Consider the following 22,381-nt stretch of genomic DNA (forward strand, 5'->3'; position numbering starts at 1 on the left):
GCCGGAGGCCGGGCGGCCCCGCTCGTCCCGCCAGCCGAAGTGGTAGGCGGCGATGCGGGCGGCCTCGCCGGGCATGGCCTCGACCGCGTCCCGCAGGGCGGGGTCTAGCAGCCGCCGGCTCCAGCGCAGGACGGCCTCCGCCGGGCGGGCCCGGTGGTCCGGCCGGTGGCCGCACGTGACGACGGCCGGGTCGTCCTTCCAGGCGGGCATGGCTCTCCTCTTCCTCAGCGGGCGATCTCGGCGTTCACCCGGACGCCGAGTGCACATGGGGACGCCGCGCCACGCCTGGACGCGGCGTCCCTCGATCCCCACGCCGGGCCGGACGCACCCCGCGCCGGGTGCACTCGCGGCCGAACGCGGCGATCGTCTTCGGGCGCGGGGCGGGCGCGCCCCGGGCGGGCGCGCAGGGCCTCCGACCGGTCGGTCAGCTCGTCGACCGCGTGGTCACGCGTCGGCACCGCCGTGCGCGATCTCGACGGACTCCAGCATGCCGAGCGCGTCCGGCACCAGGACGGCGGCCGAGTAGTAGGCGCTGACCAGGTAGTTGATGAGCGCCTTCTCGTCGATCCCCATGTACCGGACGGACAGCCCCGGCTGGTACTCGTCGGGCAGCCCGATCTGGTGCAGGCCGATGACGCCCTGCGCCTCCTCGCCGGTCCGCATCAGCAGGATCGAGCTGGTCTTGGTGCCGCTGACCGGGATCTTGTTGCACGGGAAGATCGGCACGCCGCGCCAGCCGGGGACCTTGTGGCCGCCGACGTCGACGCTGTCGGGGTAGACGCCGCGCGCGCTGCACTCGCGGCCGAACGCGGCGATCGACTTCGGGTGCGCGAGGAAGAACGCGGGGTCCTTCCAGACGAGGGTGAGCAGGTCGTCCATGTCGTCGGGGGTGGGCGGGCCGGAGCGGGTGTGGATGCGCTGCGACAGGTCGGCGTTGTGCAGCAGCCCGAAGTCGCGGTTGTTGATCAGCTCGTTCTCCTGCCGCTCGCGCAGCGCCTCGATGGTCAGCCGCAGCTGCTGCTCGACCTGGTCCATCGGCTGGTTGTAGAGGTCGGCGACGCGGGTGTGGACGCGCAGGACGGTCTGCGCGACGCTCAGCTCGTACTCGCGCGGGGAGCCCTCGTAGTCGACGAACGTCCCCGGCAGCACCGGTTCGCCGTCGTGGCCGGACGCCACGTCGATGGCCGCCTCACCGTGGGCGTTGCTCGCCTGCTCCGGGCTCTCCCGGTACTCGTCCAGGTGGGCCTGGAGGGTCGCGGACTGGCCGAGCGTCTCCTGGAAGTCGGCCTCGCTCATGCTGAGGACCGTGCAGGTGGTGACGGCCTTGACCGTGCTCTCCCACTTCTCCGGCTCCTCGCCCTCGTCCGTCCCGAGGAGGGCCCGCTCGCCGAAGAAGTCGCCGTCGGCGAGCGTCCCGAGGACGGCCTCGGCGCCGTACTCCCCGGCGCCGATCCTGCTGAGCTTGCCGTGCGCGACGAGGATGACCCGGTCGACCGGGCGGCCGCGCTCGACGATGACGTCGCCGGGCTCGTACTCCTGCTGGGTGAAGCGCCCGGCGATGGCGTCCAGCGTCAGGTCGTCGTCGTAGCCGCGCAGCGGCGGCAGCTCGCCCAGCTCGCGCGGGATGACCCGGACGTCGGCGCCGGTCGTCACGAACGTCACCCGCCCGTCGCCGAGCGTGTAGGTGAGCCGCCGGTTGACGCGGTACGCGCCGCCGGCCGCCTGGACCCACGGCAGCAGCTTGAGCAGCCACCGCGAGGTGATGCCCTGCATCTGCGGGACGGACTTGGTCGTGGTCGCCAGGTTCCGTGCCGCCGCGGTACCGAGGCTCAACTGCTGCTGCTGTTCCGTCACGTCCACACCACCGATTCGTCGAAGGTCCGCCATGAAGATGCCGTCTCCGGCCACCGGTGACACTACATACGGTAATCGGCCCATCGCAATGAGCCATCGGGTTTCCATGCCGCCACAGAACTCGCACCAGCACGCCACTGGCGGAACGTGCCTTTGAGACCGAGCTTTCGCCGCAGGTCAGAAGGGGCGTCACGTGAGGCGAATCACCCGTTGTGACGGCTTTGACAAGGAAAGACCTACCTCACCCTGGTGTTACACCTAATGAAGCCCGGGCCCGGCACAGGACGGCCCGGCCGAACCGGAGGGGAGGCCCCCAGTGACCGCAGTTTGGACAGCACTGGCGATCGAGACCGGCACCGCACTGGTGATCGCGGGATCGCTGGCGGCCTGGGCCCGCCGGCACTTCCGCCCCGCGCCCGCCGACACCGCGCCCGCCGACACCGGCGTCTCCTGACGGCCGCTCACCCCGCCCCGGAACCCGCCGGTTCCGGGGCGCGCTCGTTCCCGGCCACCTCGATCGGCACCCCCGCCGTCTCCGGGATCTTGATGATCGGCCACAGCGCCACCAGCGCGGCGAGCATCAGGTAGTACGCCGGGATGTAGTTCGAGCCCGTGACGTCGATCAGCGACCCGACCAGCACCGCCGCCGTCCCGCCGAACAGCGACGTCGAGATGTTGTAGCCGATCGCGAACGCGCCGTACCGCACCTTCGTGGGGAACATCGCCGGGAACGTCGCGCCGATCACCGCCAGCATCAGCACCAGCAGCCCGCCGACGATCGCGTAGCCGGCCGCCACGCCGAGCTTGTTGTCGGTCTGCATGAGCGCGAACGCCGGCCAGGCCAGGAAGATGTAGCCGATCGCCGCCGTCATCAGCAGCGGCTTGCGCCCGATCCGGTCCGACAGCGCGCCGAGCGGCAGGATCACCGTCATCATCGCCGCCTCCACGCCGATGGTGATGAGCTGCGCCGTCTCGTCGTCCATCTTGATGAAGTCGACGAGGTAGGACGGCATGAACGTGAGCAGCGTGTAGTCCGCGACGTTCAGCAGGAACACGATGCCGATCAGCATCACGATGACGCGCCAGTAGTGCTGCACCGTCTCCTTCAGCGGCGACTGGGCCTTCTTGCCCTCCTGCTCCATGTGCTGGAAGGTCGGCGTGTCCTCGATCCGCGTCCGGACGTAGAGGCCGACGAGGCCGAGCGGCAGCGCGATCAGGAACGGGATGCGCCAGCCCCAGCTGTGCATGGCCTCCTCGCTGAGCGCGAGGTCCATGATGAAGACGAGGCCCGCGCCCATGATGTAGCCGGTCAGCGTGCCGAACTCCAGGAAGCTGCCGAAGAACCCGCGCCGGTGCGTCGGCGCGTACTCGGAGATCATCGTGGCGGCGCCGCCGTACTCGCCGCCCGTCGAGAACCCCTGGATCAGCCGGACGGCGAGCAGCAGCAGCGGCGCCGCGATCCCGATCGAGTTGTAGTCGGGCAGGATCCCGATCACGAACGTCGAGCCCGACATCAGGATGATCGTCGCGGCCAGCACCCGCTTGCGGCCGAGCTTGTCGCCCATCGGCCCGAAGAACAGCCCGCCGAACGGACGCGCGAGGAACGCCGCCGCGATCAGCGCGAACGAGCGCAGCGACGCACTGCCGACCGCGCCCTCGGGAAAGAACTTCGTCCCGATGATCGCGGTCATCACCCCGGCGCTGAACACACCGAAGTCGAACCACTCGATGCAGTTCCCCATCGCGGAGGCGATGACGGCCTTGTGGACGGCGCCGACCCCGCCCTTGTCCTCCGGCAGGCTCGCGCCGTGGTCGGCGCGCTCCGGGTCGTCTTTCACGCGTAGCCTCTGCCCGATGATCGGCGAAGCTAACGCCGGAACGCCGACCGAGATGACCCAGGGTCAGCGCGCCGTCACGCCTTCTTGGTCTTCTTCGCGGTGCGGACGGTGTCCTCCTCGTCCTCGGGCTGGACGGTGAGGACGGTGGTGCGCTGCGGGTCGCCGTCCTCGGGGATCTCGGGAAGATCCGAGGTGCTCCCGTCGCCGGGCAGCTCGTCCGTACTCTGCGGATCGCCGTCGAGGAGTTCGTCGAGCGTGACGGTGCCCTGCGGGTCGGCGCCCAGGTCGTCCTGCAGCAGGTCGTCCTCGGGGATCGACACGAGCGCCTGCGTCTCCTGCGACTCGCGGGTGATCACGCCGCTGGCGAGGACGGTGTTGCGGTGCCGCAGCGCGCCGTTCTCCCGCAGCAGGTTGTCGACGTCCGCGCGGGCCCGGGAGATGCGGCGGCTGAGCCGCACGTGCACGACGAACCCGCCCGCCGCCGTGCCGAGAACGAAGCCCGCGACCGGGAGGCCGACCGCGGCCGGCGCGAACATGGCCACGACCGCGACCACGACCAGCGCGACGACCACCGCAAGCGCGACAGGGTGCTGTTCCATCCAGTCCAGGACGGTGTTGACGCGCTTGGGGATCCTCACTCCGCGACTCCTCCACTCGGCTCGGGTGGGCAACGACCGGCGCGCGGCACGATGTTCCATCGCTGTTCGGGGACACCGCCGGGCTCCACGGCCGGGACGGTCCAGGCGCGCACCGCCACGGCGCGCCGCCCTCTCGGTTCGAACCGCCCCCCGCGGATGCTTCACCGCCAGAAGACCGCCCAAAACACTAACAGTACTTGACTGCTCCCCTAGCTGACGGGAAAGGCCTCTGTGGCCTACTCCCCTCATGAGATGTGCGGGGATCTCCGGCTCAGGCCGCCTCCTGCCCCGGCGGGGCGGGAGGTCTTCTGCCATCGGCACCGTCCGGGTTCAGACCCGCCCGGTCCAGCATCACACGGGCGGAGTTCTTGTCCCTCGGGGAGACGGTTCCGCACGCGGTGCAGGTATAGGTGCGTTCCGACAGCGGGAGTGCGTGCTTGGCTCTCGCTCCGCACTGCCCGCAGTCCATGGTGGTGTGCGCGGGGTGCACCAGCCGCAGATCCCGGCCATGCTTACGCGCCATACAGATCAGTTCGTGCTTGGTGGCCGAGATCGCAGCATCGGCCGTCTTCCGCGCCATCGTGGTCTTGGCCAGGAATTTCGGGCGGAAGTCCTCCACCGCGATGGCGTCATGGCCGCGCACTACCTTCTTGGCCCACTTGCGGGCGTCGTCCTGCCGCTGCCGGACGACCTTGGTGTGCGTCTTGGCGGCCTGCTTCCGCGCCCGGCGGTAACCCTTTGTCTGCGCCTTGCCCTTCGGAGCGCGGCGCCGCGCCATCTGCCGCTGGTAGTACGCCAGCCGCGCGGCCGCCTTCTTCCCGTGCTCGGCGTGCGGCAGATCGTACTCGTCGGCGGTGGTGGTCGCGGTCTCGGTCACACCCCAGTCGATCCCGATCACTCGCCCAGTGGCGGGCAGCGGCTCGACCCGCGCGGGCACGGCGAACGAGGCGTACCAGTGCCCGAGGATGTCGCGGTAGATCCGCACCGAGGACGGCTCGGCGGGCAGGTCTCGCGACCACACCACAATCGCCGCGATACCGCCCGCCAGGTGCAGCCGCCCGTCCTTGAGGCGGAACCCGCGCCGGGTGTAATTCAGCGTCGGCGCCGCCAACTCCTTCTTCTTGAACCGCGGCATCCCCGCGCGCCGCGTGACCGGCAGCCGCTTGGCGATGTCCTTGATCGCCTTGGTCCGGGACTTGGCGAAGTCGCGGATGGTCTGCTGTTGCGGGACCGAGGCGCCCTCACCCAGCCAGGCCAGGTCCGCGCGCCAGCCGGTCAGCATCTTGTCCAGCCGCGCGGGCCCGCACGTTTCACCGGCCGCGTGGGCGGCCCTGGAGCGGGTGACGCATTCGTTCCACACCCACCGGCAGCGGCCCCACTCGGCCAGCAGCGCCCGCTCGGCGGTCGACGACAGCCGCAGCCGGTAAGTGAACCGGGCGTGCCCAATGTCACCCCTGCGGCGTGTTGGTGTCGTCATGACACTGAAAATACACCAACTAGAGGTCTAGCTGCCCCTATTGTGAAGTCATGGACGACAAGCGCATCACGCTGCGGATCCCCGCAGATGTCCACGCCCGTCTCGTCGAACGAGCCGCGCGGGACCGACGCTCGCTCAACGCCGAGATCGTTCACCTGCTGGAGACCGTTCTGGACGACAGCGATCCGTTCCGCGGGAGGCCGGACTCCTCCCCCGCCTGACGGTGGGCATCCTCGGGGAGATCCAGTGACGCTGGACTCTCCGGGACCGTCCGTGCGCCCGGCCTGCCGGTCCGGGATGCGAGGACGTGGCCGCGCCGAATAGTGTCCATTGATATGAGCGAACACTTTGACGTCGTGGTCCTCGGCGCGGGCCCGGGTGGATATGTCGCCGCGATCCGGTCGGCACAGCTCGGGCTGAAGACGGCGATCATCGAGGAGAGGTACTGGGGCGGGGTGTGCCTCAACGTCGGCTGCATCCCGTCGAAGGCGCTGCTGCGCAACGCGGAGCTCGCGCACATCTTCACGCAGGAGCAGCAGACCTTCGGGATCAACGTCGAGGGCAGCGTGTCCTTCGACTACGGCGTCGCGTTCCAGCGCAGCCGGCAGGTGTCGGACAAGCTCGTCAAGGGCGTCCAGTTCCTGATGAAGAAGAACAAGATCACGTCCTATGACGGGCGCGGCACGTTCACCGACCCGAACACGCTGCAGGTGTCCCGGCAGGACGGCTCGTCCGAGACGGTGACGTTCGACAACTGCATCATCGCGGCGGGCGCGCACACCAAGCTGCTGCCCGGTACGTCCCTGTCCGAGCGGGTCGTCACCTACGAGGAGCAGATCCTCAGCTCGGAGCTGCCGGAGAGCATCGTCATCGCCGGCGCGGGCGCGATCGGCGTCGAGTTCGCCTACATCCTGCACAACTACGGGGTGAAGGTCACGATCGTCGAGTTCCTCGACCGGATGGTCCCGAACGAGGACGTCGACGTCTCCAAGGAGCTCGCCAAGCGCTACCGCAAGCTCGGCGTGGACGTCCTCACCGCCACCCGCGTGGACGCGATCGACGACTCCGGCGACAAGGTCAAGGTCACGGTCACCGGCAAGGACGGCGCCCAGCAGACCATCGAGACCGACAAGGTCCTGCAGGCGATCGGCTTCCAGCCCAACGTGGACGGCTACGGCCTGGAGAAGACCGGCGTGGCCCTGACCGAGCGTGGCGCGATCGACGTGGACGGCCGCTGCCGGACGTCCGTCCCGCACATCTACGCCATCGGCGACGTCACCGCCAAGCTCATGCTCGCGCACGCCGCCGAGGCCATGGGCATCGTCGCGGCCGAGACCATCGCAGACGCCGAGACGATGGAACTCGAGTACATCATGATCCCCCGCGCCACCTACTGCCAGCCGCAGGTCGCCTCGTTCGGCTACACCGAGGCGCAGGCCAAGGAGCAGGGCTTCGACGTCAAGACCGCCAAGTTCCCCTACAGCGCCAACGGCAAGGCGCTCGGCATGGGCGAGGGCGACGGCTTCGTCAAGGTCATCAGCGACGCCAAGTACGGCGAGCTCCTCGGCGCCCACATGATCGGCCCGGAGGTCACCGAACTCCTCCCCGAACTGACCCTGGCCCAGCAGTGGGACCTCACGGTCAACGAGGTCGCCCGCAACGTCCACGCCCACCCCACCCTGGGCGAGGCGATGAAGGAAGCCGTCCACGGCCTCGCCGGCCACATGATCAACCTCTAGAACACCCCGGCGTGTTCGCCTCCCAAGGGGGCGAACACGCCCGCTGGGCACACCAGGCGATAGCTTCGCGGCCAAATGGGGGAATTCACTCTGCGCCGCCCGCTGTTCTCGTGGTTTCCGCTGACCTTCGCCACCGTGGTCTGGCTCTTCTTCTGGATCCTGCTGGCGGCCGAGGAAGTGACCGGCGCGTGGCTCGGCGCGTTGGTAGTGGCCGCGATGATCACGTTCTTCTGGACGCTCGGCTGGGGCAACGCCATCCGGTACGGCCCGACGCACGTGTCCGTGACCAACCTCCTGCTCACCACCCGAGTGGCTTGGACGGATGTCAGGAGCGTGTCCAACGAGGACGGCCTGACGATCGTGCTACGAGACTCGCGGAAGCTGAGTTCCATCCAGTTCGGAGGTTCCCTGCTCGGCGAGTTCACCGGATACCCCTCGCACCAGGATGCCCGGAATGCCCTGAAAGCCGCACACGAGAAGGCGACGTACGGCCAAGAGCCCCCGACAACCGAGGTCCACGTGGAAACCCGCCTCTGGTGGCGGCGGCCTCTCCTGCTCTTCGCACTGGTGTATGCGTCCTTCCTCCCGGCACTCGCATTGCACCAGCTCATCTGACGAGCACTCACACAGAACGCGTGACGCGACGCGACCGAAGGGGCGATGCTGGAGGACGCGGCGGTGCGGGATTTGGGTAGTGGGCCGCCATGGCGGACCGCCCGCACCGCCGCGCCGGTCTCAACGGCCGGCGAAGACGGCGGTCACGGCCCGACTACGCGTGTCGCCGTACCAGCCCCACCAGCAAGCAAGCGCCCGCACCGTCAGCAGTCCGTACCCGTGCTCGGCGACCGCTCCGTCCCCCAGGCGGGGGCTCGTTCGGGCCGCCCTGGTCCGTAACGGTGAGCGCGGCGACCTCCGGCCAGCGCCGGACCTCCACGACGAACCGCCCGCCGGGCGCACCGCTCCGCGTGTGCGTGAGCGCGTTGGCGATCAACTCACCGGCGACCTGCTCAACGTCGTTCACGGCCGGGAACCCGGTCAGCAGATAGCGGACGAAACGACGCGCGGTCGCGCCTTCCTCCCGCTCCCCTGCGAACGGCCACCGCCACACCAGCGGCGCGTGGTACCCGCTTTCCAACTGCCTGCTGATCGCCACGGCCGCCGCAGCGGCCTCGATCGGCAACATTCGCGAAGCCCCTCTCCCGTCCACTAGGGACGTACCGAGAGCGACCCACTACCCGCTGTACATGATGACCTGCGTGCGCAAGAATGGCAATGAGATCGGCTGCAACTTACCAAGATTCTTTACAGCCTTGATCACCGGAGGGTGAATGCCGCTCAACTACAGCCCGACACTTCGGAGTCGTCGGCTTCGCGCCATTTTGCGGCAGTTGCGCGAGGAGCATGCCCTCACTCTGGACCAGGCGGCTCGGCAAGTGGATTGGACCGGCGCCAAACTCAGCCGCATCGAGACGGGCCAGCGAGGTGCACATCCCAACGACGTCCGCGCCCTCGCGGATCTCTACGGGATAACCGGGCGAGAGCGGGAAGCACTGATCACCCTCGCACGCGAAGCCAGGCAACGCGGCTGGTGGCAGCCATACGGAAGCGTGCTACCGCCCGGGTTCGCCACCTACGTCGATCTCGAATCCGAGGCAAGCAAGATCGCCACATACAGCCCGGAGCTCGTCCCGGGCCTCCTCCAGACCGAGGACTACGCGCGTGCCCAGATAGGCGCAGCTCCTACCCAGGAGCCGGACGACGAGATCGACAAACGCGTTGCAGTACGAATGAAACGCCAGCAACGCCTCACCGAAGCCGGTGGACCGACCGTCCTGGCGATCCTCAACGAAGCCGTCTTATACCGACAGGTCGGCGGCCGCGACGCACTGCATCGACAACTGACTCACGTGCTAGATCTCGCCACCAACCCCAAGATCTCGATCCACATACTGCCCTTCGCGGCGGGATCCCACCCGGGCACACACGGTGAGTTCGTTCTCCTGGAGTTTCCGACGTCCCAGGACGCGGGGATCATCTACGTGGAATACCTAACAGGCCGAGCCTTCTTGGAGGAGCCAGACGAAATCGTCCAATACCACCTGGTTCTTGACCATCTGCGAGCGAGATCGTTGAGTCGTGAAGACTCGACCACGCTTATCAGCAACATCATTCGCAGATCATGAAGATCGGAGACAACAGCATGCCCCCCGTCCCCACTACACCACGTTGGCGTAAGAGCAGCCACAGCGGCCACGACGGCGGCAACTGCGTCGAGGTCGCCGCGCTGGAAGACCGGATCGCCGTACGCGACTCCAAGAAGCCGAGCGCGCCGGCCATCATGATCAGCCCCGGAGACTGGCGCAAGCTCATCAACGGGCTCAAGACCGCATGAACCGCTCCCCGAACTGGCACAAGAGCCGCCACAGCGGCCCCTCCGGTGATAACTGTGTCGAAGTCGCCACCATTGACGACCACATCGCCGTCCGCGACTCCGAACGGCCGACCGACGTGCTCATGATGAGCCGTGACGCCTGGCGTGTGTTCGTCGGTAGTCTTCAGGCCTCGTGAACCCCGTCGCCACCGGACGTTAGTGCGGGTGAAGCGCTTCTCTCGATCATCTTCGCCCTGGGCGGTCGAGGTGTTGCTTGGCGAGGCACGCGACGTTGAGAGCGGCGGAGTGGCGGAGGCCGGCGCCGCATTTGTCGGTCTGCTTGTGGGTGAGTTCGGGGGCCGGTGGTGCGGGCCAGACCTGGATGAAATAGTCCTCGACTATCTCATCGATCAGCGATGCGTCGTAGGCGATGTCGCGGCCGCGGGCGTGCACACGCACCCGGTAGGCGCCCGCGCCGTGCGGGGTGAGCAGTGGGAGGTCGGGCGCGTCGTCCATCAGGGCCCGTACCCCCAGTCGTCCGGTCGGTGCATGCACTGTGACCTCGCCGATCTCCTCCCATTCCTGCCAGGACGGGACACCGAGCGGTGCAGCCTCGTCGCGCAACTCCACGCTGACGGCGACGCAGCCGTTGGCGATGCCGGTGTGGATGATCGCTCCACCTTCCTGGGCGGGAGTGATCAGGCCGTTGGTGAGGCCGCCGGGCGAGAGCGAGGGAGGGGTCTCAGGTTCGGCGAGTCCGAACTGGTGCCAGTCCACGCGGGTGGGGTCGGGCCCATGGATGGTGCTCATGCTCAGAAGCCTCGGAAGATCCCGTCTGGGTCGACGGCGTCGGCGAATTCGTGGAAGTCCATGTTGGCGAGCGAGAGCTTGTTCTCGATCCCCAGAACTCGGTGGCTACACCCCGGGACTCGTCCAGGAGGTCGATCACGAGCAGTGGCATCTCGGGCGAGTCGATGGTGGTCTTGTCCACGAGGGTGAGGAGCGGGCCTTCTTAACTGGACTCGTCGACGATGGTCGGCCTAACGCCGTGAACTCCACCACGGTTGGGTCAAGATGCCTGGGGGCCGCTGCTCAGTGCGGCGACGGACTCGACGAGTCCGGCTCGTTCCAAGGCATCGAGGACGTCCTCAATCGTCTCCGGTGGGTTGACTCGGGAGTCGACGATCTGCTGGACACAGGCCCAAACGACCCGGTCGTCCAAGTCGATCTGGTCGAGCACGAAGTCATCGGGTGACCTCGCTTCCACACCCCATGTTTGCAGGTCGGATGTGGGAAAGTCGCGGAGATTTGATGTGACGATGACCTGCGCACCGGCTTTGATGGCCGCTGCGAGGACGTGTCTGTCGTCCGGGTCGGGCAGCTTCAACCCTTCGATCAAGGACTCGTGTCCTTCGACCAGGCAGTCACGGACGGCAGCGTTCATGAGCGCTCGCAGCCGCGACAGTTTCTCGGCGGGGATGTCGGGACGATCGGCGGCGAGGTTCCCGAGCATCTCGTCCATGATCTGGTTCGTCCATTTGGCCTGCACCATGCCTGCCTGGGCGATGCGGATGAGCAGGTCCCTCAGCGTGTTGCCGTACAGGACGTTGGCGTCGTAGATGACGACGAAGGCCATGTCAGAGTCCGAGGTCCTGGCCTAGTGCGGAGAGGTCGTCGGCGGCGGCGCGGCGGTCGCGGTCGTCGCGGCGCTTGTACTCCATGACGTCCTCTGCGGTGATGCGGCGGTGCCGGCCGACCATGCGGTACGGGATCGTCCCGGATTCGAGCAGGCCGATCAGGAACGGGCGGGACACGTTCAGCAGATCCGCCGCTTGCTGCGTGGTCAGTTCGGCGCGGGAGGGAATGACTGAGATGCCCTTGCCCTCGGCGGCCTGCGCCAGGATGTAGGCGAACAGGCTCACGGCGGGACGTGGCAGGACCAGCGCCTCATCGTCACCGGTCTCACCGGCGACCGGGATCGTCTCCTCCTCCGGATGCCGCATGAGGTAGTCCTTGATGCGCCGAACCGCGCGCGCGGCGGCCTCGGCGTCTATCGCGCCCGGCTCCAATGATCTGATCTGCACTGCCATCACCCACCCCCTAACCGCATTATGCGCAACGAACGCAATAATCGCAACGATGGGCGGTGGCGCGCCCGCCGAAGCGGGCACGCCGGTGGGCGGTCAGAGGGTCGGCCAGCGGTTGAGGGACGTGTAGGTGGGGTGCCAGGTGGTTTCGTAGGCGGTTCGGGCTGGTTCTGGGAGGACGGCCAGCATTGTGGCGGCGGACTGGTCGTCGGCGCCGTCCAGGAGCCAGGGGATTACGCGGGGGGCGTTGGGGCCCAGTTTTGCGCCGTGGACTTGGCCGAAGGTCGCTATCTGGTCGGGGGTGAGGGTTTCGTCGATGAGGGGTAGGGCGGCTTCCTCTTCGTGGCTCAGGTGGGTCGTTAGGGCCGTGGTCAGGGTGTCTACCAGGGCGCTGAGTGGTTCTTTACCGGCGTCTATTGCTTCTATGGCCGGGTCGATGGCGGCGTGTTCGGCTTCCATCGCGTCCATTAGGGCCAAGGCGTCCGGGTTGTTGGCGAGGGCCTTGCGCATCGGGGGCCAGAGGGCCTCGTCCTCGGCGGTGTGGTGGATGTGGAGGGCCGTTTTGAACAGGTCCCAGCCCGGTGCTTCCGCGAGGATGCGGTGGGCTTCGTCGTCGTCGTGGGTGGCGACCTTGGCTAGGTGCTCCAGTTCTCGCCTGAGCGCGTTGTGCATGACGTACATCGCGGTCCAGTCGTACATGGTTTCCCCTTCCGTTCATGGCATAGACGGAGCGGGAGGGGAGAACGTGACCGGCTAGGACGTCGGGGCCGGGCTGGAGAGGCGGCTCAGGAGGCGTTGGCCCTGGCGGGAGCTGATGTTCAGGCGGCGGCCCAGTTCTGCGCCGGTGATGTTCGGTTCGGCGTCGATGAGGGCCAGGGCTCGGGCCTCGTTGTCGGTTGCGACGCTTCGGGGGACGGTCTGCTTCTTCGGCTTCGGTGGGGCCGAGGGCTGGGGCGGAGCCGGTGGCGGGGGCGGTGGTTCTGGTGTTGTCAGGTCGGTTACTCGGGTTAGGGCCTGGTCGAGCATTACGCCATCTTTGAGCATCCAGGTGATGTCGGCCGGGGCTTTCCTCTTCCATTTGCGGCCGTAGTGGTCGTCCAGGAGGGCCAGGGCGTGGCGGCGGCGTTGCTCGGCCTGGAGGGCGTCGGGGTAGGACGTGATCTGCCACAGGATCATGCGGCGCCATAGGCGGAAGGTCGAGAAGGGGGCCAGGAGCCAGCGGGCTATGGGGACGCCTTCGCGGACGGTCCCGGCGGCTATTCCGGCGCGGCGGCGGATGGCGTGGCGGACGGCCTCGATGAAGGTGATGAAAAGGATCGGCATGGCGGCGTGCATGACCATGCCGGTGATGTCGCCGTGGGCGGCGGAAACGTTGAGCCAGACGGTGGCGGCGGTGAAGGCGAAGGCCATCCAGCGCAGGGCCGGCATGGGCATGGCCAGCCATTCCAGGAGGAGCGCGACGGAGACCAGGGCGAGGATGCCCAGGTCGACTCCGGCCGGGACGATCCAGGCCTGGGCGCCGAACCAGGGCTCGGCCACGTCCCGGACGGACGCGAAGGAGCCGTAACCGCCCAGGCCCGCGAGGCCGGCGAAGAAGACGCCGCCGACCCCGGCCAGGACACGCTGGGCCCGGGTCAGCGGCATGGTCGTCCGGTCCATGGCGTCCCTCCCGTCACAGGGGTGCTAGATCACCCCCGGCACGGTAGCGCGCCGTCCCGGACGAAACCGGCAATATTCCCCAGTCGTCAGCGGAGCGGGTCGAAGGGGTCGAGTTCGCTCGGGCGCTGACCTGTGACGATCTGCTCGGCGAGCAGATGTCCGGTGGCGGGGCCGAGGGTGATGCCCCACATGCCGTGGCCGCCGGCGGCGAAGACGCGGGGCGAGCGGGTCGCGCCGATCAGCGGGAGGCCGTCGCGGGTGCAGGGGCGGGAGCCGACCCACTCGTCCTGCCGGGAGTCCAGGTCGGCGCCCCGCAGGAGGGGGCGGGCGGCCTCGACGATCGCCTTGATCCGGCGCTGGTCGAGCGGCGCCTCCGGGCGGCGGAACTCCATCATCCCGGCGACGCGCAGCCGGTCGCCGAGGGGCGTGCAGGCGACGCGCTGGGACGGGAAGTAGACCGGGGCGTCCGGGACGCGGTCCATCGGCACGCTGAAGCTGTAGCCGCGGCCCGCCTGGACGAGGGAGCGCACCCCGTAGGTCCGGGCGAGTTCGCCGAGCCACACGCCGCTCGCGAGCACGACGGTGTCGAACTTCTCGAAGTCGCTGCCCGTGGTGCGGACGGAGACGCTGCCCCGCTGGTGGCCGATCTCGGTGACGGCCGCGCCCGCGCGGATCTTGCCGCCCCGGTCGCGGACGGAGTCGGCGAGCGCGTGCACGAACGCGCCCGGGTTGATGAACCGCTGGCCGCGCAGCACGATCGCGGCGCCGATCTCGTCCGAGAGGGCGGGCTCCAGCCGGCGCGCCTCGTCCCCGGTGAGCGCCTCGTACTCCAGTTCCTGGCCGGCCGCGCGGATGTGCTCGATCTCCTCCAGCAGGACGCGGCGCTCGTGCGCCGTCCGGTAGGCGGCGAGGAAGGACCCGGCGTCGTTCGTCGTGGCCTTGACGCCGCCGTCCAGCAGCGCGTCGAAGCTCGGCAGCGCCCGGCCGTTGATCGGGACGAGCGACTCCATCGCGCGCCGCCACCGGGCCGCCGTGCTGTTGCGGGCGAATCCGGCGAGGAAGCGGAGCAGGCGCGAGTTCGCGCTCGGCGGGACGTACACCGGCGAGGACGGGCTGAGCACGGCCTTCACGCCGTAGGAGAGGACGGCCGGCTCGGGCAGCGGGGTCGCGAGGCCGGGCGTCAGCCAGCCGGCGTTGCCCCAGGACGCGCCGGCGGCGACGTCGTGGCGGTCGAACACGGTGACGTCGGCACCGTGCTCCTGCAGGAACCACGCGGTGGACAGCCCGACCATGCCGGCGCCCACGACGGCGACTCGGCGCGGCGCTGCGTCGAGAGCCATGGCCACTCCTCTCCTCGTCAAAAGCCTCCCTTCGATGGTGCTTCAGCCGCGCGGGGACGTGTCTGTCCTGTTCGCCCAATCCGGCTGGACGCCATCGTGCGAACGGCACAATCGGTGGGCCAGACTGGAACCGTGATCGATGTGGCCGACCTCGTCGACTCGCTGGGGCTGCTTCGGTTGGTGACGCCGGGCAGGGGCGGGCAGGTGCACGACGTCGTTCTCGCGGAGCCGGGCGAGGCGGCGGGGCAGCCGGGCGAGATCGTCCTCGGCGTCGGCGTGCCCGGCCCGGCGGACGCCGCGGCGCTGCTGGAGCGGGCCGCCGCGGCCGGGGCGGACGGGGTCGTGCTCAAGGCGCCGCTGGCCCGCGACGCGGCGGTCGTCGAGACCGCGCGGCGGCTGAAGCCCGCGCTCATCGAACTCCAGCCCGACACCTCGTGGACGCACGTCATCTGGCTGGTGCGCGGCGCCATCGACCGCGCCTACGCGCCGCAGCCGTCCGGCGGCCACGACGACCTGTTCTCCCTCGCCGACACCGCCGCGGAGATCGCCGGCGCCCCGGTCACCGTGGAGGACGCCCGCTCCCGCGTCCTCGCCTACTCCGGCCGCCAGGACACCACCGACCCGGCCCGCGTCTCCACGATCGTGGGACGCCGCGTCCCGCCGCAGGTCATCGCGCATCTGCGCGCCTGCGGGGTGTTCCGCAAGCTGGCCCGGTCGAGCGAGCCGATCATCGTCCCAGCCGGGCCGGACGAGATGCTGCCCCGGCTCGTCATCCCGGTCCGCGCCGGCGGTGAATGGCTCGGCTCGATCTGGGTGGTGGCGCGGACGCCGATCCCGCAGGACCGCGTCCGGCGGCTCCGCGACCTCGCGTCCGTCCTCGCCCTGCACCTGCTGCGGCTGCGCGCCGAGGCGGGCGTCGCGCGGCGGCTGTCGGCCGACCACCTGCGCGCCGCGCTGCGGGACGGCGCCGCCGTGCCGACGCCGGCCCCGTGGCGGGCGGTGATCCTCGGCGGCGGGGAGTCCGGCGACATCCGCGGGCGGCTCGACCTGTGGGAGGCGATCACGCACCGGTTCGGCTGGCACCGCCCGCTGCTCGCCGACCTGGACGGCGCGCTGTTCGCCGTCCTGACCGACCCGCCCCGCCCCGGCCGGGAGCCGGACGCCGGGTCGATGCCCTGGCTGCGCACCGTCCTCACCGAGGTCCGCACGCACGACCGTGCCCTTTACGCGGCGGCGGGCGGCCTCGCGGAGGCCCCCGCCGACCTGCCCCGCTCCCGCGCCGAGGCCGCCGAGCTGGACGCCCTCGTCACGTCCGGCCGCCTCTCCCCCGGCCTCGTCCTGCTGGAGGACGTCTGGGACGCCGTGATCGTCGAACGCGCCCGTAAGGCGACGGGTATCGACACCGGCCTGCTGGGCGGTCCTCTCCCCGTCCTCAAAACCCACGATGACACCCACGGGACGGCCTTCCTCGCGACCCTCGCCGCCTGGCTCGACCACTACGGCGACACGAAAGGCACCGCGCAGGCCCTCGACGTCCACCCCAACACCCTCCGCTACCGCCTGCGCCGCATGGCGGAGGTGACCCCGATCGACCTCTCGTCCCCCCAACTCCGCCTGGCCCTCCGCCTCCAGCTCAACGCCCTCATGAGGTGACCTTCGTGATCAGGCGGCGGCTCCGGTAGACGAGCACACCGGTGCCGAGGAAGACGGCGCCGAGCACCAGGAAGAGGGCCGCGCCCGAGAACAGCGGGGCGAAGACGGCGAAGCTCTGCGTGGTCACGAAGACGACCAGCGCCCCGGCGGCCATCGGCACCAGTCCGGGCAGCGACCGGGACGTCCCGAGGACCGCGAACCAGGCGGCCGCCAGGATGTAGCAGACGATCCCCGCGATGGCACGGACGAGCGCCTCGCCGCTGGGCGACGTCATCGAACCGCCCGGTTCCCAGACCGCCAGCAGCGCTCCCGCGGCGAGAATCCCCAGCATCGCGGCGACCTGTCCGCGTCCGGAACCGAGCCGAACGGCGACGACGGCGCCGAGGACGACGGTGACGGCGCCCCCGCCCACAGCGCGCTCGTCATCCGGAAATCACGGTCGGGGATGGCCGCGATGTAGAGCCCAACCAGTGCCAGCAGCACGCCGACGGGCCGCCAGACCTCCGCGAAGGCCGGTGTCCACCTCTCGTGCAGCAGCGCCAGGGCCGTCGTGAAGGCGGCGGCCACGAGCATCGCGCACGCCACCGCGCCGTGGCTTTCCGCGTTCTCGGCGGCCCACCAGGCGTACCAGCCGACACCGAGCCCCGCCGCGACGAGCAGTGGAACCCTCCCGCGCGGCGGACGGCAGCGCACCGGAGACCCGGGAGGCGAGTAGCTCCGCGCCGACCACCGCGGCCAGCCAGATCACGACGATCCCGGCGAACCGCGCCATCGGCGAGAGCCGCTCGTAGTTCGCCGCCACCGTCCAGATCAGCCCGACTCCCACGAACGCCGAGCCGAGGAACAGAACCAGTCTTTCCAGGGCGAATCGGCGGCTCTGCGCGTACCGGGCCACAATTTGCGCCGCCGTCTCGCCGTCGATCAGCCCGTCCGCCTGCCAGGCCGCCACCTCGCCCCGCAACCAGACCAACCTCTTAGGCGGGATATGCGCTATCTCCATACCCGCCGAGTCTGAACGACCGCGGCGCCCTTGCCCTGAGCACTCCTACTCAACCAGGCTGAGTAGTCCACGCTGCTCAGTTGCCGTCGTCGTGGGGACGTTGGGTGCGTCTGCGGCGCACCCGCCAGACGATGACGGCGAGGACGGCCGCGCAGGCGACGACGATCGCTACGACCCGTCCGGCGTCGTGCTCGATCCGGGTGTAGGCGTTTCCGGCGAAGTATCCGAGCAGGGCGTAGCCCACACCCCAGACCAGGCCGCCGGCGGCGTTGAAGAGCAGGAACACGTGGCGCGGCATGCGGGACATCCCCGCCAGCGCAGGCATGACCGCGCGAAAGAACGCGATGAACCGCCCGAGGAACACGGCGACGCCGCCCCTGCGCTGGACCAGGTCACGGGCCTTGTCCACGCGGTCGCGGTGGCGGCGGAGCGGACGGGAGTCGAGGATCGTCGGCCCGGCCCAACGTCCGATCTGGTAGCCGACGAAGTCCCCGACGATCGCCGCGAGGACGACGGCCACACAGAGCCACACGATCGAGACCTTCTGCTGCCCTGCCAGGACCCCGCCAAGGACGACCGCGGTCTCGCCCGGCAGCACGAACCCGAAGAACAGAGCGTCCTCACAGAACACCAGCCCGGCGACGACCCCGTACGCGACCGGCCCGGACAGGCTCCCCAACCACGACGTGACCGAGTCGAACACCACTCCGCGCCCCCAACCCGCAGCCCAAGGCAGGACGACACCGGCGGCATCCCGAGCGCATACGCCGGTCCCCCTCCACCACTACCCCGCGCCAGGGCGTTGAGGCGGGACGCTCCGAGTCGGCGCAACGAATAGCGGGCGCGGGGCGGAAAGACGCAACGAAGCGCCAGGTGAGGGCAAGGTTGGCGCATTGGATTGCGTGCGGTTCGTTCCTAGGCTTCCGATTAGTCGATCCCCCTCTCGGATGTCCCTGGAGACACCTATGACCGTCATGCCGGCAATGAAGCCGAGCACCGTCGAGCGGAGCGCGCTGCGGCGGCACTACCTGATGTGCCGTCCCGAGCACTTCGCCGTCACCTACGCGATCAACCCCTGGATGGACCCGGTGGCCGGGGCGGACGCCGGAAAGGCCGTCCAGCAGTGGGAGGCGCTGCGGGACGTGTACCGGACGCTCGGCCACGAGGTCAGCCTCATCGAGCCGATCGAGGGGCTGCCCGACATGGTGTTCGCGGCGAACGGGGCGCTGGTCGTGGGCGGGCGCGTCTACGGGGCGAAGTTCACGTATCCCGAGCGGTATGCCGAAGGCCCCGCGTATGCGAAGTGGCTGCTGGAGAACGGGTTCTCCGAGGTACTGGAGGCCGAGCACACCAATGAGGGCGAGGGCGACTTCCTCACGCTCGACGACGTGATCCTGGCCGGGACGGGGTTCCGGACGGAGATCGCCGCCCACCAGGAGGCGCAGGAGTTCCTCGGACGTCTTGTGGTGACGCTCCGGCTCGTCGACCCGCGCTTCTACCACCTGGACACGGCGCTGTTCCCGCTCGGCGGCGGCAACGTCGCCTACTACCCGGGCGCGTTCTCGCCGGGCAGCCGGGCGGTGCTGGAGCGGCTGTTCCCGGACGCGATCCTCGCGGGCGAGGACGACGCGGCGGTGCTCGGCCTGAACGCGGTGTGCGACGGGCGCAACGTCGTCATCAACGCCGAGGCCACCGGTTTGATCAGGACGCTCAAGGCCCATGGATACGAGCCGGTTCCGGTGGATCTGTCCGAGCTGCGCAAGGCGGGCGGCGGGCCCAAGTGCTGCACGCTGGAGCTGCGCGCCTGAGCTACAGGCCGAGGTGGCGGCGGGCCAGGGTGCGGGTCCGCAGCACGCCGGTGATGCCGATCGCCCAGATCCCGATCTGGACGGTCCACGCGGCTCGGAACGCTCCAGGCGTGAACTCGCCGGCCGGCGACAGGGCGTCCAGGACGAGGCCGATCATCAGGATGGTGACGAGGGAGGCGATGAAGCCGCCCACGTTGACGATGCCGGTCGCGGTGCCCTGCCGTCCGGGCGGGTTGAACGTCCGGGCGTAGTCGAAGCCGATCATCGAGCCGGGGCCGCCGGGCGCGACGCACAGGACGAGCAGGACCAGCAGCCACGCGGGCGCGGGCGGCGGCCAGGCGAGGACGACCGCCCACGCCGTGACGTTCATCGCGACGATGCCGAGGACGAGCCACGACCGGCGCAGCGGGTAGCGGGCGACGAGCCGTCCGATGAACGGGCCGGACACGACGTTGACCAGCACGAACAGCGTCAGCAGCGTGGACGCCGCCGCCGGGCTCATGCCCTGCCCCGACACCAGGTACGGGTAGCCCCACATCAGCGCGAACGTGTTGGACGAGAACTGCGTCACGAAGTGCGACCAGAGACCGAGGCGCGTCCCGGGGTGACGCCACGCTTCGACGAGGTTCGTCCCGGTTTCGCGGAGGGTGGGGACGTCGGTGTGGCCCGGCCCGTCCCGCAGCACGGCGATCGACAGGACCGCCATGAGGACGCCGAGCGCCGCCGCCGAGCCGAACGCGGTGCCCCAGCCGGGGCCGTGCAGGAGCGCGACGAGCGGTATCGCGCTGAGCACCTGGCCGAGTTGCCCGAGTTGCCCGGTGAGCTGCGTCACGACCGGGATGTACCGTCCGGGGAACCAGGTCGCGACGATGCCGAGGACGCTGATGAACGTCATCGCGTCGCCCGCGCCGACCATGACGCGGGCGGCGACGGCCGTCCCGATGTCGGTGGAGACCGCCATGAGCGCCTGCCCGCCGGCCATGAGCAGCGCGCCGCCCGCGACCATCCGGCGCGGGCCGACGCGGTCGAGCAGCAGGCCGACGGGGATCTGCAGGCCCGCGTAGACGAGCAGCTGCAGGACGGTGAAGGACGCGAGGATCCCGGCGGACGCGTCGAACCGGTGGACGGCGTCCAGGCCGACGACGCCGAACGACGTCCGGTGCAGGACCGCGACCGCGTAGGCGAGCACGCCGACGCCCCACAGCGCCCAGGCCATGGGGGCGACCTTCGGGCGATCCGGGCATTCCTGGGGAGGTTGGGCGGTCTGCACGGATAACCAACTTATGTCACTTCTGCCGGGGCCTGGCCCGCAGGTGCATCCGCTCCCCCTGCGGCCCGAACAGGCTGAGCACCTCGGCCGGCCCGCCCGCGCCGCCGAACCAGTGCGGCAGCCGGGTGTCGAACTCGGCGGCCTCGCCCGCCTCCAGGATCAGCTCGCGGCCCGCCAGGTACAGGCGGAGCCGCCCGTTCAGCACGTACAGCCAGTCGTAGCCCTCGTGGGTCTGCGGGTCGTCCGTCCACCGCCGCTCCGGGACGATCATCTTGAACGCCTGCACCCCGCCGGGCCGCCTGGTCAGCGGCAGCACGGTCATGTCGCCCATCTTCCGCGGGCGCGGCCTGATCCGCGGGTCGCCGACCTCCGGGGCGCCGACCAGCTCGTCCAGCGGGACGCCGTGGGCCTGCGCGAGCGGCAGCAGCAGCTCCAGGCTCGGCCGCCGCTTGCCCGACTCCAGCCTCGACAGCGTGCTCACGGAGATGCCGGTGGCCTCGGCGAGCGCGGTGAGGGTGATGTCGCGTTCCTGCCGCAGCCGCCTGAGCCTGGGCCCGACTTCGGCGAGGACGTCCTCGGTGCTCTCCATGCCCCTATTGCAGGTTCGGCAAAGAAGTTTGTCAATTCCGGGAGTCTCGGCGCATCCTCACGGCATGACTGAGAACAACGAACGAGACGTACTGATCATCGGCGGCGGGCCGGCCGGGCTGAGCGCCGCGCTCGTCCTGGCCCGGGCCCGCCGCAGCGTCACCGTGGTGGACTCCGGCGAGCCCCGCAACGCGCGCGCCGAGCACATGCAGGGCTTCTTCACCCGGGACGGCATGCCGCCCGCGCGCCTGCTGGAGATCGGCCGCACCGAGGCACGCGGCTACGGCGCCGAGATCATCGACGGGACCGTGCAGCACGCGGCCGAGGGCTTCGTCCTCACGCTCGACGACGGGACCCGGCTGCGGGGCCGCCGCCTGCTGGTCACCACCGGCGTCACCGACGTCCTGCCGGACATTCCCGGCCTCCAGGACCGCTGGGGACGCGAAGTGCAGATGTGCCCGTACTGCCACGGATGGGAGGTCCGCGACCAGCGGCTCGTCGTGCTGGCCTCGTCGCCGATGTCCGTCCACCAGGCGTCGCTGCTGAAGCAGTGGTCGCCGGACGTGACGTTCCTCGCCGCCGAGGCCCCGACGGGCGACGACGCGGCCCGCCTGGCCGCCCGCGACGTCCGCGTCGTGGAGGGCGAGGCACGGCGCCTCATCATCGAGAACGACCGCGTCACCGGCTTCGAACTGGCGGACGGCTCGATTCTCCCCTGCGACGCCGTGTTCGTCGCGCCGACATGGGTCGCCAAGGACGGCCCGCTGACCGACCTCGGCTGCGAGTTCGGCGACAACGGCTTCGTGAAGGTGGACGAAACCGGCCGCACCACCGTCCCCGGCGTCTGGGCGGCGGGCAACGTCACCTTCCCGGGAGGCCAGGTCATCATCGCCGCCTCCGCCGGCTCCATGGCCGCCGCCATGATCAACGCCGACCTCATCGAGGAGGAGATCACCCACAGGCTCGCCGCCTGACTTAACGCCGACCACGTTGACTCGTGGCGTGCCGGTCTCATGCGGGACACCGGCACGCCGCAGCACCGGATGTCGCGGCTGCGCG

The 22,381-nt window shown here is 69.8% G+C and carries 27 protein-coding genes and 1 pseudogene; 10 read left to right on the plus strand and 18 right to left on the minus strand.

Annotated elements, in window-relative coordinates; translation table 11 throughout:
• From HUX53_RS01310 to HUX53_RS01320, 3 genes and pseudogenes are all read right to left on the minus strand, one after another.
• Window positions 1-210: pseudogene (locus HUX53_RS01310) on the minus strand (polyprenyl synthetase family protein); the annotation flags it as partial.
• 14 nt (window positions 211-224) lie between these two features.
• Window positions 225-458: a hypothetical protein gene (locus HUX53_RS01315; protein ID WP_176401328.1), complete on the minus strand. Its 234-nt coding sequence runs from the start codon at window positions 456-458 to the stop codon at window positions 225-227.
• Window positions 445-1,887 (minus strand): family 2B encapsulin nanocompartment shell protein, encoded by a 1,443-nt coding sequence (locus HUX53_RS01320; RefSeq protein WP_176401387.1) that lies wholly within the window; start codon window positions 1,885-1,887, stop codon window positions 445-447. The genes HUX53_RS01315 and HUX53_RS01320 overlap by 14 nt, the downstream gene beginning before the upstream one ends.
• Before the next feature lie 283 nt (window positions 1,888-2,170).
• Between HUX53_RS01320 and HUX53_RS01325 the strand changes: the two genes are divergently transcribed.
• Window positions 2,171-2,308, plus strand: a complete 138-nt coding sequence (locus tag HUX53_RS01325; RefSeq protein ID WP_176401329.1) for a hypothetical protein — start codon at window positions 2,171-2,173, stop codon at window positions 2,306-2,308.
• A gap of 7 nt (window positions 2,309-2,315) precedes the next feature.
• Here the strand turns inward: HUX53_RS01325 and HUX53_RS01330 are convergent, their stop codons facing one another.
• The 3 genes from HUX53_RS01330 to HUX53_RS01340 form a co-directional block, all read right to left on the minus strand.
• Window positions 2,316-3,692 (minus strand): MFS transporter, encoded by a 1,377-nt coding sequence (locus tag HUX53_RS01330; RefSeq protein ID WP_309236991.1) that lies wholly within the window; start codon window positions 3,690-3,692, stop codon window positions 2,316-2,318.
• A gap of 74 nt (window positions 3,693-3,766) precedes the next feature.
• A complete protein-coding gene (locus HUX53_RS01335; protein WP_176401330.1) occupies window positions 3,767-4,330 on the minus strand; it encodes a hypothetical protein in 564 nt (187 codons plus the stop codon).
• A 271-nt stretch (window positions 4,331-4,601) separates the two neighbouring features.
• On the minus strand, window positions 4,602-5,807 hold the full coding sequence (locus tag HUX53_RS01340; RefSeq protein WP_176401331.1) for an RNA-guided endonuclease TnpB family protein: 1,206 nt from the start codon (window positions 5,805-5,807) through the stop codon (window positions 4,602-4,604).
• 50 nt (window positions 5,808-5,857) lie between these two features.
• Between HUX53_RS01340 and HUX53_RS01345 the strand changes: the two genes are divergently transcribed.
• The 3 genes from HUX53_RS01345 to HUX53_RS01355 all read left to right on the plus strand — a co-directional run bounded on the left by HUX53_RS01345 (window position 5,858) and on the right by HUX53_RS01355 (window position 8,161).
• Complete coding sequence (locus HUX53_RS01345; RefSeq protein ID WP_176401332.1) at window positions 5,858-6,028, plus strand: Arc family DNA-binding protein; 171 nt, start codon at window positions 5,858-5,860, stop codon at window positions 6,026-6,028.
• Window positions 6,029-6,142: 114 nt separating this feature from the next.
• Window positions 6,143-7,546, plus strand: coding sequence for a dihydrolipoyl dehydrogenase (gene lpdA / locus HUX53_RS01350; protein WP_176401333.1), 1,404 nt, complete (start codon window positions 6,143-6,145; stop codon window positions 7,544-7,546).
• A 75-nt stretch (window positions 7,547-7,621) separates the two neighbouring features.
• Window positions 7,622-8,161 (plus strand): hypothetical protein, encoded by a 540-nt coding sequence (locus HUX53_RS01355; protein WP_176401334.1) that lies wholly within the window; start codon window positions 7,622-7,624, stop codon window positions 8,159-8,161.
• 154 nt (window positions 8,162-8,315) lie between these two features.
• On the opposite strand, the gene HUX53_RS01360 is transcribed toward HUX53_RS01355, so the two are convergent.
• Entirely contained in the window at window positions 8,316-8,729 is a 414-nt protein-coding gene (locus tag HUX53_RS01360) for an ATP-binding protein (protein ID WP_176401335.1), read from the minus strand.
• Window positions 8,730-8,874: 145 nt separating this feature from the next.
• Between HUX53_RS01360 and HUX53_RS01365 the strand changes: the two genes are divergently transcribed.
• The 3 genes from HUX53_RS01365 to HUX53_RS01375 are packed head-to-tail and all read left to right on the plus strand — an operon-like array spanning window position 8,875 to window position 10,114.
• Window positions 8,875-9,729: a helix-turn-helix transcriptional regulator gene (locus tag HUX53_RS01365; RefSeq protein ID WP_176401336.1), complete on the plus strand. Its 855-nt coding sequence runs from the start codon at window positions 8,875-8,877 to the stop codon at window positions 9,727-9,729.
• Complete coding sequence (locus tag HUX53_RS01370) at window positions 9,726-9,938, plus strand: DUF397 domain-containing protein (protein ID WP_255204809.1); 213 nt, start codon at window positions 9,726-9,728, stop codon at window positions 9,936-9,938. Before HUX53_RS01365 ends, HUX53_RS01370 begins: the two co-directional genes overlap by 4 nt.
• Window positions 9,935-10,114 carry a DUF397 domain-containing protein gene (locus HUX53_RS01375; RefSeq protein WP_176401337.1) on the plus strand — a complete coding sequence of 60 codons (180 nt, stop codon included), beginning with the start codon at window positions 9,935-9,937 and terminating at the stop codon, window positions 10,112-10,114. Before HUX53_RS01370 ends, HUX53_RS01375 begins: the two co-directional genes overlap by 4 nt.
• A gap of 46 nt (window positions 10,115-10,160) precedes the next feature.
• Here the strand turns inward: HUX53_RS01375 and HUX53_RS01380 are convergent, their stop codons facing one another.
• The 6 genes from HUX53_RS01380 to HUX53_RS01405 form a co-directional block, all read right to left on the minus strand.
• Complete coding sequence (locus HUX53_RS01380) at window positions 10,161-10,727, minus strand: hypothetical protein (RefSeq protein ID WP_176401338.1); 567 nt, start codon at window positions 10,725-10,727, stop codon at window positions 10,161-10,163.
• 259 nt (window positions 10,728-10,986) lie between these two features.
• The gene (locus HUX53_RS01385; protein ID WP_176401339.1) at window positions 10,987-11,553 is read right to left on the minus strand and encodes a PIN domain-containing protein; all 567 of its coding nucleotides are present in this window, start codon (window positions 11,551-11,553) and stop codon (window positions 10,987-10,989) included.
• A gap of 1 nt (window position 11,554) precedes the next feature.
• Window positions 11,555-12,007 (minus strand): helix-turn-helix domain-containing protein, encoded by a 453-nt coding sequence (locus HUX53_RS01390; protein ID WP_176401340.1) that lies wholly within the window; start codon window positions 12,005-12,007, stop codon window positions 11,555-11,557.
• Between the two features lie 93 nt (window positions 12,008-12,100).
• Window positions 12,101-12,703, minus strand: coding sequence for a hemerythrin domain-containing protein (locus tag HUX53_RS01395; RefSeq protein WP_176401341.1), 603 nt, complete (start codon window positions 12,701-12,703; stop codon window positions 12,101-12,103).
• Between the two features lie 54 nt (window positions 12,704-12,757).
• Window positions 12,758-13,663 (minus strand): DUF2637 domain-containing protein, encoded by a 906-nt coding sequence (locus tag HUX53_RS01400; RefSeq protein WP_176401342.1) that lies wholly within the window; start codon window positions 13,661-13,663, stop codon window positions 12,758-12,760.
• Between the two features lie 86 nt (window positions 13,664-13,749).
• Window positions 13,750-15,003, minus strand: coding sequence for an FAD-binding oxidoreductase (locus HUX53_RS01405; protein WP_176401343.1), 1,254 nt, complete (start codon window positions 15,001-15,003; stop codon window positions 13,750-13,752).
• Between the two features lie 132 nt (window positions 15,004-15,135).
• On the opposite strand from HUX53_RS01405, the gene HUX53_RS42395 reads away from it, so the two are divergent.
• Window positions 15,136-16,656 carry a helix-turn-helix domain-containing protein gene (locus HUX53_RS42395; RefSeq protein ID WP_176401344.1) on the plus strand — a complete coding sequence of 507 codons (1,521 nt, stop codon included), beginning with the start codon at window positions 15,136-15,138 and terminating at the stop codon, window positions 16,654-16,656.
• Here the strand turns inward: HUX53_RS42395 and HUX53_RS01415 are convergent.
• The 3 genes from HUX53_RS01415 to HUX53_RS01425 form a co-directional block, all read right to left on the minus strand.
• Window positions 16,646-17,068 (minus strand): hypothetical protein, encoded by a 423-nt coding sequence (locus tag HUX53_RS01415; protein ID WP_176401345.1) that lies wholly within the window; start codon window positions 17,066-17,068, stop codon window positions 16,646-16,648. The genes HUX53_RS42395 and HUX53_RS01415 overlap by 11 nt on opposite strands.
• Window positions 17,069-17,089: 21 nt before the next feature.
• Window positions 17,090-17,656, minus strand: a complete 567-nt coding sequence (locus HUX53_RS01420; protein WP_176401346.1) for a DUF2157 domain-containing protein — start codon at window positions 17,654-17,656, stop codon at window positions 17,090-17,092.
• Between the two features lie 76 nt (window positions 17,657-17,732).
• Entirely contained in the window at window positions 17,733-18,359 is a 627-nt protein-coding gene (locus HUX53_RS01425; RefSeq protein WP_176401347.1) for a DedA family protein, read from the minus strand.
• A gap of 262 nt (window positions 18,360-18,621) precedes the next feature.
• On the opposite strand from HUX53_RS01425, the gene ddaH reads away from it, so the two are divergent.
• A complete protein-coding gene (ddaH, locus tag HUX53_RS01430; RefSeq protein ID WP_176401348.1) occupies window positions 18,622-19,464 on the plus strand; it encodes a dimethylargininase in 843 nt (280 codons plus the stop codon).
• Between the two features lies 1 nt (window position 19,465).
• On the opposite strand, the gene HUX53_RS01435 is transcribed toward ddaH, so the two are convergent.
• Window positions 19,466-20,680, minus strand: coding sequence for a nitrate/nitrite transporter (locus HUX53_RS01435; RefSeq protein WP_176401349.1), 1,215 nt, complete (start codon window positions 20,678-20,680; stop codon window positions 19,466-19,468).
• Between the two features lie 70 nt (window positions 20,681-20,750).
• Window positions 20,751-21,323, minus strand: coding sequence for a helix-turn-helix domain-containing protein (locus HUX53_RS01440; RefSeq protein ID WP_176401350.1), 573 nt, complete (start codon window positions 21,321-21,323; stop codon window positions 20,751-20,753).
• A 64-nt stretch (window positions 21,324-21,387) separates the two neighbouring features.
• On the opposite strand from HUX53_RS01440, the gene HUX53_RS01445 reads away from it, so the two are divergent.
• The gene (locus HUX53_RS01445; protein WP_176401351.1) at window positions 21,388-22,296 is read left to right on the plus strand and encodes an NAD(P)/FAD-dependent oxidoreductase; all 909 of its coding nucleotides are present in this window, start codon (window positions 21,388-21,390) and stop codon (window positions 22,294-22,296) included.
• Window positions 22,297-22,381: the final 85 nt, after the last annotated feature.

Source organism: Actinomadura sp. BRA 177 (assembly GCF_013372625.1).
Lineage (GTDB): Bacteria > Actinomycetota > Actinomycetes > Streptosporangiales > Streptosporangiaceae > Spirillospora.

Excerpts from the sequence above, each read along its gene's own strand:
- HUX53_RS01320 (WP_176401387.1), bottom strand. The coding sequence starts at position 1,887 with ATGGCGGACCTTCGACGAATCGGTGGTGTGGACGTGACGGAACAGCAG.
- HUX53_RS01340 (WP_176401331.1), bottom strand. The coding sequence starts at position 5,807 with ATGACGACACCAACACGCCGCAGGGGTGACATTGGGCACGCCCGGTTC.
- HUX53_RS01345 (WP_176401332.1), top strand. The coding sequence starts at position 5,858 with ATGGACGACAAGCGCATCACGCTGCGGATCCCCGCAGATGTCCACGCC.
- lpdA (WP_176401333.1), top strand. The coding sequence starts at position 6,143 with ATGAGCGAACACTTTGACGTCGTGGTCCTCGGCGCGGGCCCGGGTGGA.
- HUX53_RS01355 (WP_176401334.1), top strand. The coding sequence starts at position 7,622 with ATGGGGGAATTCACTCTGCGCCGCCCGCTGTTCTCGTGGTTTCCGCTG.
- HUX53_RS01360 (WP_176401335.1), bottom strand. The coding sequence starts at position 8,729 with ATGTTGCCGATCGAGGCCGCTGCGGCGGCCGTGGCGATCAGCAGGCAG.
- HUX53_RS01365 (WP_176401336.1), top strand. The coding sequence starts at position 8,875 with ATGCCGCTCAACTACAGCCCGACACTTCGGAGTCGTCGGCTTCGCGCC.
- HUX53_RS01370 (WP_255204809.1), top strand. The coding sequence starts at position 9,726 with ATGAAGATCGGAGACAACAGCATGCCCCCCGTCCCCACTACACCACGT.
- HUX53_RS01375 (WP_176401337.1), top strand. The coding sequence starts at position 9,935 with ATGAACCGCTCCCCGAACTGGCACAAGAGCCGCCACAGCGGCCCCTCC.
- HUX53_RS01380 (WP_176401338.1), bottom strand. The coding sequence starts at position 10,727 with ATGAGCACCATCCATGGGCCCGACCCCACCCGCGTGGACTGGCACCAG.
- HUX53_RS01385 (WP_176401339.1), bottom strand. The coding sequence starts at position 11,553 with ATGGCCTTCGTCGTCATCTACGACGCCAACGTCCTGTACGGCAACACG.
- HUX53_RS01390 (WP_176401340.1), bottom strand. The coding sequence starts at position 12,007 with ATGGCAGTGCAGATCAGATCATTGGAGCCGGGCGCGATAGACGCCGAG.
- HUX53_RS01395 (WP_176401341.1), bottom strand. The coding sequence starts at position 12,703 with ATGTACGACTGGACCGCGATGTACGTCATGCACAACGCGCTCAGGCGA.
- HUX53_RS01400 (WP_176401342.1), bottom strand. The coding sequence starts at position 13,663 with ATGGACCGGACGACCATGCCGCTGACCCGGGCCCAGCGTGTCCTGGCC.
- HUX53_RS01405 (WP_176401343.1), bottom strand. The coding sequence starts at position 15,003 with ATGGCTCTCGACGCAGCGCCGCGCCGAGTCGCCGTCGTGGGCGCCGGC.
- HUX53_RS01420 (WP_176401346.1), bottom strand. The coding sequence starts at position 17,656 with ATGGAGATAGCGCATATCCCGCCTAAGAGGTTGGTCTGGTTGCGGGGC.
- ddaH (WP_176401348.1), top strand. The coding sequence starts at position 18,622 with ATGACCGTCATGCCGGCAATGAAGCCGAGCACCGTCGAGCGGAGCGCG.
- HUX53_RS01435 (WP_176401349.1), bottom strand. The coding sequence starts at position 20,680 with ATGGCCTGGGCGCTGTGGGGCGTCGGCGTGCTCGCCTACGCGGTCGCG.
- HUX53_RS01440 (WP_176401350.1), bottom strand. The coding sequence starts at position 21,323 with ATGGAGAGCACCGAGGACGTCCTCGCCGAAGTCGGGCCCAGGCTCAGG.
- HUX53_RS01445 (WP_176401351.1), top strand. The coding sequence starts at position 21,388 with ATGACTGAGAACAACGAACGAGACGTACTGATCATCGGCGGCGGGCCG.